The following is a 12,124-nucleotide window of genomic DNA, read 5'->3' as shown; positions in this document are numbered from 1 at the left end:
AGCAAGCCAACCAATAATCAAAAATCAGTGTTGCAAAAATGGGGGTGACCATAGATTTTTTGTCTCTTGGCCCCGGCGAGAGCGGGGGGATCTTGATGCTATGCCGTCGGCGGTGTCCCGTTACCGTGCTGGGTCAGGCGCTCGGGGTGCATGTCCCTCTCAGGCCAGAACTCGCGGCAGCGGGCGATCCACGCCTGAGCGCTGTGTGACAGATAGCGGCCATGGCACCAGATCAGCCCCAGTCGCCACATGAGCGTCGGTGCGAGCGGTAGCCACAGCAGGCTGTGTGGATCCAGACGCTGACAGATCGGCTGTGGCAGGATGGCGATACCCACCCCGGCCTGCACCATGGCGGCCAGAAAGTCCCATTGACCGCTGCGTACCGCGATTTGCGGCTTCACACCGGCGGCGGAAAAGGCCTGCATCAGCTGCTGATAGAGGGCGAAGTCCTCGTTGTACAGCAGAATGTTTTGCTGGGCCAGATCGGTCATGCCCAGGGCAGAGCGGGTCAGCCAGGGCGCCTGGCGCGGTAGCAATACATACAGCGGGTGGCTGAACAGCGGCAGCGAGGCGATGGCCGGATCGGGCTGGGCAGAGAGGGCGGTGAGCGCCAGATCCAGCTCGCCGGAGAGCACCGCCTGCTCGACGGTCAGCCCGCCGAACTCGGCGATGTGCAGCTCAATGCCCGGGTAGCGCTGGCGGAATTCGCCGATCAGGCCGGCCATTTGGGTACCGACCATCGGTGGAATACCCAGTTTCAGGCTCCCCTTTTTCAGGGCACCGAGATCGTCCAGCTCGGTTCTCAGCTGGCCAAATTGGTCTAGGATCGTCTGCGCTCGTTGATAGACCACGTTGCCGCTATCGGTCAGGCGCAGGCCACGCCCCTCACGGATCAGCAGGGTGCACCCCAGCTCCTCTTCCAGGTTGCGCAGCATTTTGCTGATGGTGGGCTGGGTGACAAACAGCTTTTCCGCCGCCCGGGTGAAGCTATGCTGGCGTACCACCTCAACAAAATAACGTAACGTTCTCACGTCCATGCAGGACTCCGCTTTACAGGAATAGGTATGCCATTTATCAATGATGGCGATAATTTTAATTCATTTTATACCCGGGATCTTCTTTGCCTATACTGTGCGACTTATCACATTAATCCCCTTCTGAGGTTTGTATGTCTCTGGCGTTGCGCCCTATTATGGCGCACCTGCGCACCTGCGCACCTGCGCACCTGCGCACCTGCGCACCTGCGCACCTGCGCACCTGCGCACCTGCGCACCTGCGCACCTGCGCACCTGCGCACCCATACCCAGGTGCCGTTGCAGGTGGTGCTTTATGCGCTGTTGTTTCTCTTTTCCCAATGGCTGGTCAGCCGTTTTGCCCTGCCGCTGCCGGCCAATATCGTCGGCATGCTGCTGCTGTTGGTGCTGATCGCGCTGCGTATTTTGCCGCTGGCATGGGTGAAGGCGGGCTCCCGCTGGCTACTGGCCGAGATGCTGCTGTTTTTCGTCCCAGCGGTGGTGGCGGTGGTGAACTACGCCTCGCTGCTGATGGTGGAGGGGGGGCGAATCGTGGCGGTGATCGCTCTGAGCACCCTGTTAACGCTGGGGATGACGGCGCTGGTGGTGGATAGAGTCTACCGGCTGGAGCTGTGGCTACAGCGGCGCCGCGCCGGGGTGGTGCGCTGATGAGCGATCTGGGGATCGGCATGCTGTGTCTGGCAGTGACGCTGGCGCTCTACTTCGCCAATAAGCAGCTGTACCGTCGGGTTCACCGTATCTGGCTGATGCCGCTGGTGCTGACGCCGCTGTTGTTGGTCGCGCTGCTGCTGATCGGGCATATCTCCTACCGCGAGTACATGGGAGAGAGCCACTGGCTGCTGTGGCTGCTGGGACCGGCGACCATCGCCTTTGCCGTACCGGTGTATGAGAACCTGGCGATTATCCGCCGTCACTGGCTGTCGTTGACGGTCGGTGTACTGACCTCGACGCTGGTGGCGGTGCTCAGCTCGGTGTGGCTGGCGCGGCTGCTGACCCTGCCGGAAAGTATTCAGCGTAGCCTGGCAGTACGGTCGATTACCACGCCATTCGCCATTGAGGCGGCCAAGCGCCTGGGGGGACAGCCGGATCTGGTGGCGCTGTTCGTGGTGCTGACCGGGGTGTTTGGTATGGCGGTGGGAGACATGCTGCTGCTGCGTCTCTCTGTGCGCAGCGGCATGGCCAAGGGCGCCGGGCTCGGCGCATCGTCCCACGGCGCCGGAACGGCCAAGGCCTATGAGATGGGGCAGACCGAAGGCGTTGTCTCCAGCCTGGTGATGATGCTGGCCGGCGTGGTGACAGTGCTGCTTTCGCCGCTAATCGGCCGCCTGCTGTGGTAGGGATCGCTCAGGGAAACATCTGCGCCAGATAGTGATTCAAACGTTCGCGCGAGGTAAAGCCGTGGGGAACACCGATAAAAGCCGGTGACGCGGCGTCGGGATCAGGCGGAAAGCGGACGTAGGCCGGGCTGCTACGCTGGACGGCAGAGGGCTGGGCAAAGCGTAGGCTGCGTTGGGCCAGCGCCGGGTGGATCAGCAGTGCGGTTCGCCCGAGCCGTACCTCGCGATTGACATACACATAGTGCTCTCCCTTATGAAAACCATAGGCCTGATCGCTGACTGAATCGCGGGTAAACCCGGCGCGCTGCAGAACCTGTGCGACCTCATCGGGACGTAAATACATCGTCATTCTCCCTGTTTATTACTGTCCTATGACCTTAACGGATAGGCCGCACGTCACAAGCGGACTTTTCTGGAAGGCTTGAGATCCACGGCGATCGCCGGTAAAACGTGGCGTTTTTGGCCAGGAGATGCGCACCGAGGCGGGGGGAGCGCTGGGGTAAACGGGCGCGCGCCGGCGCCCGCTTAGGCTCAGGGAAAGATGGTGAACGGTGAGCAGACAAACTGCTGGTTGCCGATGGTCATGTTATAGCGATCGGTGCCCGGTACGCCGGTCTGCATCTTGATCCCGAAGCGGATGGTAATGTGCGCCGGATCCGGCGTGAAACGGCGGCTGGCCCCGTCGTAGCGCGACAGGGTATAGACCACCTGGTCGGACATATCCTCGGTGCGCTTGGCCAAATAGGTCTGGGTCAGGTTATTCGACGGATCGGTGATTTTCAGCGCCATCATATTATCGCTGTTGATGGCGGTAGAGAGCACTTTCAGCCCCCCACAGTTCGTTTCACCCACGGCTGGGTAGGGGCCGATCATCTCCGTCGCCTGAGCGATACCTGAAAAGGAAGCTATCGTCAGTAAAGCCATACAAGTTTTTTTCATCATCGTCATGTTTGCCTGATGTGATAAAGGACGTCATGTCATCAAAATACAGCCGGGGCAGAGGGCACCCCATGGCAGTCGAAAAGCGCCGCCAACGTCATCCGTGGCGAAGCAAAAAGCATCACCTCATTACCTAGTGTATGAATACATATCGTGGCGTCTACGGGGGCAATGCAAAAATTTATGACAACGGCGGGCGGCCGAGGTTCCATCGAACCGTCGCACCGGGTGGTGAGTGTCAAGCAGGGTCAGGGCGAGAAATATTTATTTGCCAAAAAGGGACGTTAGGGGGGGGCGCGTTGGCGTAGGATCGCGTTATTGCGCTGGAAGAAGCAGCCCGCCGACCGGGCTACAGAGGAGCATATGATGCATGATGCCATGAATATCCGCCGTCTGACGTTTGATGTCGATAAAGCGATGTCACAGCCCACGATCCTGGAGATAGCCCAGGCCATTCACGGCTGCCCTGGCGTAAGCGCATTTAATATTACGGTGAGCAATATCGATATCGAAACCGTCGGCATGGACATTACCATCGTCGGGGACTACCTCGATCACGACCGGCTGGTCGAGGCGATGGAGAATACCGGCGCAGCGGTGCACAGCGTCGATCAGATCGTCTGCGGCAGCGATATCGTTGAGCGTATCGCGCGGGTACGCTGAGTATGCGCCTGCTACGGCGGGAGAATCGGAACTACAACTTGGTCGCCCTGTTGGGCGGTGCGGTTGCCGGCACCCTGACAGCCGCGCTGCTCTCTCTTGGAACCCTGTGCGCCGGGCGGGCATTGCCCGCCTGGCCGACGCTGATGGCCATCGGGATCATCAGTGCCCTCTCCAGCGCCTTTGCCTTTTTGCTGTCGCACTATGCCGGCCTGCGTGACACGCTGTTGTACGCCGAGCACCAGCTGAACCTGACGGTCTCCGGGCGGTTGGCCAGCGGTGTTCTGGGGCGTAAGATCCTGCGCCAGACCCTGCTGGCCACACTGTATGCTGCGGTTTGCTACCTGCTGTTTTTCAGCCTGCCGTTCCTGATCGCCAGGCTGCTCCCTGCGCAGGCGTGGCTGCCGGGTGCCGTGACCCTGTTGCTGATCGCGGTCATTTCAGCGGCGCTGGCGCGGGTGATGCAGTCGCGTCTGCTGGCCACCCTGGGGCTGGTGCTGTCCGGCTTTGCCCTGTGCGTCCTGATTGGGACGCTGCTGCGCTATCGCTAGAGCGTGTGCCGTCCTGCTGTGGTATGTCGATGTCCCAGCTCATGGGGCGTCGCCGCGTAGCAGCGGTACGATTACCACCAATGACACCCGTTAGCGAGGGAAGGCCCGCTCAGCTCAGCCAGAGGGGAGGCAGTGAGTCCACCGGTCAGTCTATCGCTTACGCTGCTGCTATCTGCGCGGCGATACAGAAAAGAGAAAAGGCGCCCTATCTTGCGACAGAGGCGCCTTTTTTCAATGCATTAACCGACCGAAATCAGTTCATGCCGTATTTTTTCAGCTTCTTGCGCAGCGTGCCGCGGTTGATCCCCATCATCAGGGCTGCGCGGGTTTGGTTACCGCGGGTGTACTGCATCACCATGTCTAACAGAGGCTGTTCCACTTCAGCCAGTACCAGCTCATACAGGTCGTTGACGTCCTGACCGTTCAGTTGAGCAAAATAGTTCTTCAGTGCCTGTTTGACCGAGTCACGCAGAGGTTTTTGAGTAACCTGGTCCTGAGAGTTAACGGTAGAAACGGTCAGTACGTCAGAATTTACGCGTTGTTCGAACATAGTTCTGTCAGCTCTTTTTTTACGCTAAGTTTTTCGAAGTATGCCTCCAACGCCTCCAGCTGCTCGCTGGCGTCCTCAATGGCGTTGAATGTGCGCCGAAACTGGTCATTCGGGGCGTGCGCCTGGAGATACCAGGACACGTGTTTACGGGCGATGCGCAGTCCTTTTCCCGAGCCGTAAAAATCATGCAGCTCTTTGACATGCCCGGCCAATAGCCGCTTTATCTCGCCCAATGGCATGGGCGGCAGCAGCTCCCCTGTGTCCAGATAATGCTGGATTTCCCGGAAGATCCAGGGTCTTCCCTGAGCGGCGCGACCAATCATCAGAGCATCGGCTCCGGTGTAGTCGAGCACCGCCCTGGCTTTATGCGGGTCAGTTATGTCTCCGTTCGCGATGACCGGAATGGAAACATGCTGCTTAACTGTCCGAATGCTGTCGTACTCGGCCTCGCCGTTAAACAGGCAGGCACGGGTTCGGCCATGAATGGTCAGGGCCTGAATGCCACAGCGTTCAGCCAATTGGGCAATCTCGACACAGTTACGGTGCGCAGGATCCCAGCCGGTGCGTATCTTGAGTGTCACCGGAACATCCACCGCGTCCACGACGGCACGCAGGATCTGTTCCACCAGTCCGGGATACTGCAGCAGGGCAGAACCGGCCAGCTTGCGATTCACTTTCTTTGCCGGACAACCCATATTGATGTCGATGATCTGCGCGCCGTTATCAGCATTGATGCGGGCTGCCGCGGCCATCTCATCGGGGTCGTTACCGGCGATCTGCACGGCTCGGATACCTGGCTCATCCATATGTACCATGCGCAGACGTGACTTATCCGTCCGCCATACTTCCGGGTTGGAAGAGAGCATCTCGGAAACCGCCATACCGACGCCCATCTCATAGCACAGGGTGCGAAAGGGTCGATCGGTAATGCCCGCCATGGGCGCGGCGATCAGACGATTTTTAAGTTGGATATTTCCGATGCGCATAGACAAAGAGTGACCATACTGTGTCCGCAAGGGCGCGTATATTACGCATTTTTGCACAGATATGAAAGGCCAAACTTTGAACAATCGACTGTTGCAGATCAATGAAATCTGTGCGTTTCGCTCATTTTTTTAAATTAATCTTTATTAATCATGATATTGACGTTGAAAGGTTAAAAGGTGTACCGGCGTATTTTCTGCAAAGTTATTGTGGATGTCACGTGGGGAAAACAGTGTGTCCAAGTGAAAACGCTACTTTTATCCGCAATTATTCACTATTTTATGCGAGCTGAGTCTCATTTTTCTGCTTAATCTGCCGCGAAACCGCACGGCGCCCAACGGACGGCAGCGTGTCCCTACCGGGGAAATCAACAGCGCAGTACGCTCCGGTGCGCCACCCGCCTCTGAGCCTGTGTGGACGGTAGGAGAGAGGGTGGCAGGCATCGTCGTGCCGCCGGGCTTCCCGGGCGTAAACGGGGCGCTGTGTGCCTGAGGGCTGCCGGAGAGCCATTACCTCAGGTGGGCGGAGTGAGGCTGATACGGGGCGTTACAGGGCGTGTGACGGCGGTGGTAGCACTGACGTAGGGCGCATCGGTGAGGCGCCCTGCGGCGTAGGGGAATGGCCTGCGGGCCTGCGGGTGTCGTCGCCGATGCCGTCGGCCGGGGGCGGCATCTCTCCGCGCGCTGGCGGGGCGGAGCTCCTGCGCGACGGGTCAATCGGCGGGGCTGACGGCGCCTGTGCGCCGTCAGCATGGTGTCAGCGGTGTACGCCGGTGATGCGACACCACTCCTCGCGTTCGGCCACCGGATCCAGGGCGAACTTCTCGCGGTAGGCTTCGCAGACGCTCTCGGCCTGGCTTGCCAGAATGCCGGACAGGCCCAGCAGGCCACCCTGACGCGGCAGACAGCCGATCAGCGGCGCCAGCTCGCGTAGCGGGCCGGCCAGGATATTGGCGACCACCACATCGGCGCTGAGATCGGCAGGCTGATCCTTGGGCAGATAGAGTTCCAGGCGCCCAGAGACGCCGTTGCGTTCGGCGTTGTCGCGGCTGGCCTGGATCGCCTGCGGATCGATGTCGATACCGATGGCGCGCGCGGCGCCCAATTTCAGGGCGGCGATAGCTAAAATACCGGAGCCGCAGCCGAAGTCGATCACCGTCTTCCCGGCCAGATCCAGACCGTCCAGCCACTGCAGGCACAGGGCCGTGGTCGGGTGGGTGCCGGTACCGAAGGCCAGCCCCGGATCCAGCATCACGTTCACGGCATCGGGCTCGGGGATCTCCCGCCAGCTCGGACAGATCCACAGGCGGTGGCCAAACTGCATCGGGTGGAAGTTATCCATCCACTCGCGCTCCCAGTCTTTATCCTCGATCTGCTCGATCTTGTGGCGAAAGCCTGCGCCCAGCGCCGGATGGTTTTCCAGCTCGGCGATCACCGCAGACATCTCGGTTTCGGCATCGAACAGACCGATGACGTCGGTATCGCCCCACAGTAGGGTTTCGCCCGGCAGCGGCTCAAAGACCGGGTTGTCGTGGCTGTCCTGAAAGGTAACGGAGACGGCGCCGTTCTCCATCAGCGCATCGCTCAGGGTTTCCGCCTGGCCGCCGGTTGAGTTGATTTTAATTTGGATCCAAGGCATGGCATGTCTCTTTTTAGTCAGTTGATTCGTTGGCAGCGATCGCAGTATTCGGACGGCTGCCAAAATGGTTGCCTGCCCAGAAGGCCAGCAGGCCCAGCAGTAGGGAAGGCACGATAGGGTGCAGCTGGAACAGCTGGATCTTCAGGCTGGCCAGCAGTGCGTAACTGGCGGCGCCGACGATCATGGAGCACAGGGCGCCGTGCGCATTGGCCCGCTCCCAGTAGAGTCCCAGCACCAGCGGCCACAGGAATACGGCCTCCAGGCCGCCGAAGGCCAGCAGGTTAAGCCAAATGATCATCTGCGGCGGATGCCAGGCTGCCAGCAGCAGCAAGGCGCCGAGGATCAGGGTTGAGGCGGCCGAGAGGCGGGCCAGACGGCGCTCATTGTGCAACGCCTGAGGACGCAGCCCCAGATAGAGATCTTTGACGATGGTCGCCGAAGATTGCAGCAGCTGGGCATTGATCGTCGACATGATCGCCGCCATCGGCGCCGCCAGGAAGATCCCGGCAGCGAAGGGGGGCAGCACCCGTACCATCAGCGTGGGGATCACCATATCCGGCACTGTCAGATCCGGCAGCACCGCCCGGCCAAGGGCACCGGCCAGATGCATGCCAAACATCAGTAGCGCCACCACGATGGTGCCGATGATGATGGCGCGGTGAACCGCCTTGCTGTCCTTGTAGGAGATGCAGCGGACGGCGGTGTGCGGCAGACCGATGACGCCAAAGCAGACCAGGATCCAGAACGACGCCATAAACGGCAGGCTCAGGATATCGTCGGCCCCATGGGGGGAGACCAGCTTTGGATCGATGCGTTGCAGGGTCTCTACGGCGGCGTGCATGCCACCGGCGGCGTGGATAATGCCGACCAACAGCAGCAGGGTGCCCAGCAGCATCACCACGCCCTGCATGGCATCGTTGAGCACGCTGGCGCGAAAGCCGCCGAAGGCGGTGTACAGGGCGATGGTGACCCCGAAGATCAGCAGCCCGACGTCATAGGGAATACCGGCGGCGCTCTCCAGCAGGCGCGCGCCGCCGATAAACTGCACCGTCATCGCTCCGATAAAGGCGACCAGCAGGCTGAGGCTGGCGACCCACACCAGCAGACGGCTGCCGTAGCGCGCGTACAGCATGTCATTGAGGGTGACCGCCTGGTAGCGGCGCGCCAGAATGGCGAACTTCTTGCCCAAGATGCCCAGCGAGAGCCATACGGCCGGCAACTGGATCATCGCCAGCAGCACCCAGCCAAGGCCATATTTATAGGCTGCCCCCGGGCCGCCGATAAAGGAGCTGGCGCTGATGTAGGTGGCGGTCAGGGTCATCGCCAGGACAAACCCGCCCATCGAGCGGTCGCCCAGAAAATAGTCGTTGAGGAAGTTGCCTTTCTGGCGGCGACGGTAGGCGTAAATCGACAGGCCGAACACCAAGGCGAGGTAGCCTACCAGCGGCAGGATTACGTCAGTCTGCATCATCGCTCCCCAGCGGTATAGACTTGAATATCAGGCGGACCATGGTCCAGCACAGCAGAATAAACAGCAGTGGCAGCAGCAGGCAGGCCATTTCGAACCAGTGCGGCAGACCGGTGATGCCCAGCAGGCTGTTGGGCAGGTAGCCTGCGGCAATCCAGGCGAACAGATAGACCAGCGTCAGCCCTAAGGCCCAGCGGGCTTCACGGTGCGCCTGCGCGAAACGTGCATCCATGGGATCTCCCAGTATCGGTAAGCAAACAAGCAAAAAGCAGGGAATTGTACGGCAATGCGCACACAGATGCAGCGTCGGGTTTACGCAGGAAAACAAAAGGCCGGTCGCCCGGCCTTTGAGGAACGGAGCCTAACGGAGCGTTACTTCTCCTGCAGGCCCAGCTTTTTCTCCAGGTAGTGAATGTTGCTGCCGCCGGCCTGGAAGTTGGCATCGTTCATGATCGACTGTTGTAGCTCGATATTGGTCTTGATACCGTCGATGATCAGCTCCGCCAGCGCATTCTTCATGCGGGCGATGGCGACGTCACGGTTTTCACCGTAGCAGATAAGCTTGCCGATCATGGAGTCATAGTATGGCGGTACGGTATAACCGGCGTAGATATGGGACTCCCAGCGAACGCCGAAGCCGCCCGGCGCATGGAAGCGGGTGATCTTACCCGGACTCGGCAGGAAGCTCTTCGGATCCTCGGCATTGATGCGGCATTCGATCGCGTGACCGCGCACCTGCACCTCGTGCTGTTTGATGGACAGCGGCTGACCGGCGGCGATACGCAGCTGCTCTTTGATCAGATCCACGCCGGTGATCATCTCGGTCACCGGGTGCTCAACCTGGATACGGGTGTTCATCTCAATGAAATAGAACTCACCGTTCTCAAACAGAAACTCAAAGGTCCCCGCGCCGCGGTAGCCGATATCGACACAGGCCTTAGCGCAGCGCTCGCCGATGTAGCGGCGCAGCTCCGGGGTAATGCCCGGTGCCGGTGCTTCTTCCACCACTTTCTGGTGGCGGCGCTGCATGGAGCAGTCGCGCTCGGCCAGATAGATGGCGTTACCCTGGCCGTCGGCCAGTACCTGGATCTCGATGTGGCGCGGATTCTCCAGGTACTTCTCCATGTAGACCATGTCGTTGTTGAACGCCGCTTTGGCTTCCGCCCTGGTCATCAGGATCGACTGGGCCAGATCCTTATCGCTGCGTACGACGCGCATGCCACGACCGCCGCCACCGCCGGAGGCCTTGATAATCACCGGATAGCCGATACGCTTGGCGAAGGCACGGTTTTTATCCATATCGTCGTCCAGCGGGCCATCTGAGCCGGGAACGCACGGTACGCCGGCTTTCTTCATTGCATTGATGGCGGAGACTTTATCCCCCATCAGGCGGATGGTCTCCGCTTTGGGGCCGATGAAGATAAAACCGGAACGCTCCACCTGTTCGGCGAAGTCGGCGTTTTCAGACAGGAACCCGTACCCCGGGTGGATCGCCACCGCACCGGTGATCTCCGCAGCGGAGATGATGGCCGGGATATTGAGGTAACTTTTAACGGACTGCGCCGGGCCGATACAGATGGTTTCGTCCGCCAGCAGTACGTGTTTTAGATCGCGATCCGCCGTGGAGTGCACCGCTACGGTTTTGATCCCCAGCTCCTTACAGGCGCGCAGGATCCGCAGGGCGATTTCACCACGGTTAGCGATAACAATTTTATCTAGCATGTTCGCCCCGTTATTCGATAACCACTAACGGCTCGTCAAACTCAACCGGTTGACCGTTTTCTACCAGGATCGCCTTAACGACGCCGGACTTATCAGCTTCGATCTGGTTCATCATTTTCATCGCTTCAACGATGCACAGCGGATCGCCGGCGTTGACCTTCTGGCCCACCTCGACGAACGCTTTGGCTTCCGGGCTTGGGGTGCGGTAGAAGGTGCCAACCATCGGAGAACGGACGACATGGCCACTCAGGGCTGCACTGCCGTTGTCGGCTGCGGCCGGGGCAGCAGCGGCCGGCGCTGCGGCGATCGGGGCGGCAACCGGAGCCGGGGCTGCGGCGTAAAACGGTTGCATGGCCGGCATAGCGGCCGGGGCACGACTGATGCGTACTGACTCTTCACCTTCAGAGATTTCCAGCTCGGCGATGCCGGATTCTTCAACCAGTTCAATCAGTTTCTTGATTTTACGAATATCCATGTGTGATTCCGTACTCGTTGTTGTTACGAAGATTGTGGACGCGCGCCGCGGCAGACGGACGCATATCCCTGTTTATCATGATTTGTTCAGGCGATTAACCGCCGCCTGCAGGGCATATTCATACCCCTCGGCGCCCAGACCGCAAATGACCCCCACGGCGATATCGGACAGATAGGAGTGGTGGCGGAACGGCTCCCGGGCGTGCACGTTGGACAGGTGGATCTCGATAAACGGGATCTGCACCGCCAACAGGGCATCGCGCAGCGCTACACTGGTATGGGTAAACGCTGCCGGATTAACCAGAATAAAATCGGTATTGCCAAACGCGGCATGGATCTGGGCGATCAGCTCATGCTCTGCATTGGACTGAATATGGCGCAGCGAAACGCCGAGCGCCTGCGCACGCCGATCCAGGCGCGCCGCAATCTGCGCCAGCGTCAGGGTGCCATATTTCTCCGGCTCGCGGACGCCCAGCATATTCAGATTGGGGCCGTTAAGAAGCAAAATGTTGAATTTATCTGCCATTGTGCTGCTATCTCCGGCAATCAGACGAATTTTGCCAAAATAACCCGATGTCGCCACGTTGTCACTCTTTCTCTGCCAATTTGTGGCATCGATCGGCGTATAAAGTCGGGCATTATAATGATTTCGGTTCAATTCGCAGCTGAATACTGGTCGAATCAGCGAAGATATGCAACCCGCCGCCGCGAAGATCGCGACGACGAATTAGAGGTTAGATTTTAAAAATGGCTGTAAGTTCCATTGG

15 protein-coding genes are annotated in these 12,124 nt (G+C 59.7%); 4 read left to right on the top strand and 11 right to left on the bottom strand.

The window, feature by feature from the left end:
• Positions 1–98 precede the first annotated feature (98 nt).
• Complete coding sequence (locus tag EIEH_RS10640) at positions 99–1,037, bottom strand: LysR family transcriptional regulator (protein ID WP_015872718.1); 939 nt, start codon at positions 1,035–1,037, stop codon at positions 99–101.
• A gap of 228 nt (positions 1,038–1,265) precedes the next feature.
• Here EIEH_RS10640 and EIEH_RS10635 point away from each other — a divergent pair, with 228 nt between their 5' ends.
• Together EIEH_RS10635 and EIEH_RS10630 are read left to right on the top strand one after the other, a co-directional pair.
• On the top strand, positions 1,266–1,682 hold the full coding sequence (locus EIEH_RS10635) for a CidA/LrgA family protein (protein WP_035609488.1): 417 nt from the start codon (positions 1,266–1,268) through the stop codon (positions 1,680–1,682).
• A complete protein-coding gene (locus EIEH_RS10630) occupies positions 1,682–2,371 on the top strand; it encodes an LrgB family protein (protein ID WP_015872716.1) in 690 nt (229 codons plus the stop codon). The genes EIEH_RS10635 and EIEH_RS10630 overlap by 1 nt, the downstream gene beginning before the upstream one ends.
• A 7-nt stretch (positions 2,372–2,378) precedes the next feature.
• On the opposite strand, the gene EIEH_RS10625 is transcribed toward EIEH_RS10630, so the two are convergent.
• Positions 2,379–2,714: a DUF2002 family protein gene (locus EIEH_RS10625; protein ID WP_015872715.1), complete on the bottom strand. Its 336-nt coding sequence runs from the start codon at positions 2,712–2,714 to the stop codon at positions 2,379–2,381.
• Between the two features lie 188 nt (positions 2,715–2,902).
• Positions 2,903–3,295, bottom strand: a complete 393-nt coding sequence (locus EIEH_RS10620; protein ID WP_226092365.1) for a hypothetical protein — start codon at positions 3,293–3,295, stop codon at positions 2,903–2,905.
• Between the two features lie 378 nt (positions 3,296–3,673).
• Between EIEH_RS10620 and EIEH_RS10615 the strand changes: the two genes are divergently transcribed.
• A complete protein-coding gene (locus EIEH_RS10615) occupies positions 3,674–3,973 on the top strand; it encodes a DUF211 domain-containing protein (RefSeq protein WP_226092364.1) in 300 nt (99 codons plus the stop codon).
• Between the two features lie 2 nt (positions 3,974–3,975).
• Positions 3,976–4,521, top strand: coding sequence for a hypothetical protein (locus tag EIEH_RS10610; protein ID WP_035609479.1), 546 nt, complete (start codon positions 3,976–3,978; stop codon positions 4,519–4,521).
• A 253-nt stretch (positions 4,522–4,774) separates the two neighbouring features.
• Here EIEH_RS10610 and fis read toward each other — a convergent pair whose 3' ends face one another.
• The 8 genes from fis to aroQ form a co-directional block, all read right to left on the bottom strand.
• Positions 4,775–5,071 carry a DNA-binding transcriptional regulator Fis gene (gene fis, locus EIEH_RS10605; protein ID WP_000462905.1) on the bottom strand — a complete coding sequence of 99 codons (297 nt, stop codon included), beginning with the start codon at positions 5,069–5,071 and terminating at the stop codon, positions 4,775–4,777.
• Complete coding sequence (gene dusB, locus EIEH_RS10600; RefSeq protein ID WP_035609476.1) at positions 5,053–6,057, bottom strand: tRNA dihydrouridine synthase DusB; 1,005 nt, start codon at positions 6,055–6,057, stop codon at positions 5,053–5,055. The genes fis and dusB overlap by 19 nt, the downstream gene beginning before the upstream one ends.
• A 754-nt stretch (positions 6,058–6,811) precedes the next feature.
• Positions 6,812–7,693, bottom strand: coding sequence for a 50S ribosomal protein L11 methyltransferase (gene prmA / locus EIEH_RS10595; RefSeq protein ID WP_015872709.1), 882 nt, complete (start codon positions 7,691–7,693; stop codon positions 6,812–6,814).
• Between the two features lie 13 nt (positions 7,694–7,706).
• Entirely contained in the window at positions 7,707–9,161 is a 1,455-nt protein-coding gene (gene panF, locus EIEH_RS10590; protein WP_015872708.1) for a sodium/pantothenate symporter, read from the bottom strand.
• Positions 9,151–9,393, bottom strand: coding sequence for a YhdT family protein (locus EIEH_RS10585; RefSeq protein WP_015872707.1), 243 nt, complete (start codon positions 9,391–9,393; stop codon positions 9,151–9,153). Before EIEH_RS10585 ends, panF begins: the two co-directional genes overlap by 11 nt.
• A 140-nt stretch (positions 9,394–9,533) precedes the next feature.
• On the bottom strand, positions 9,534–10,883 hold the full coding sequence (accC, locus tag EIEH_RS10580) for an acetyl-CoA carboxylase biotin carboxylase subunit (protein WP_015872706.1): 1,350 nt from the start codon (positions 10,881–10,883) through the stop codon (positions 9,534–9,536).
• A gap of 10 nt (positions 10,884–10,893) precedes the next feature.
• Positions 10,894–11,358, bottom strand: coding sequence for an acetyl-CoA carboxylase biotin carboxyl carrier protein (gene accB, locus EIEH_RS10575; RefSeq protein WP_015872705.1), 465 nt, complete (start codon positions 11,356–11,358; stop codon positions 10,894–10,896).
• Positions 11,359–11,433: 75 nt separating this feature from the next.
• Positions 11,434–11,883 carry a type II 3-dehydroquinate dehydratase gene (gene aroQ / locus EIEH_RS10570; RefSeq protein ID WP_035609473.1) on the bottom strand — a complete coding sequence of 150 codons (450 nt, stop codon included), beginning with the start codon at positions 11,881–11,883 and terminating at the stop codon, positions 11,434–11,436.
• Positions 11,884–12,124 lie beyond the last annotated feature (241 nt).

The organism is Edwardsiella ictaluri ATCC 33202, assembly GCF_000264785.1.
Lineage (GTDB): Bacteria > Pseudomonadota > Gammaproteobacteria > Enterobacterales > Enterobacteriaceae > Edwardsiella > Edwardsiella ictaluri.
This window is presented reverse-complemented; position numbering and strand designations above follow the sequence as displayed.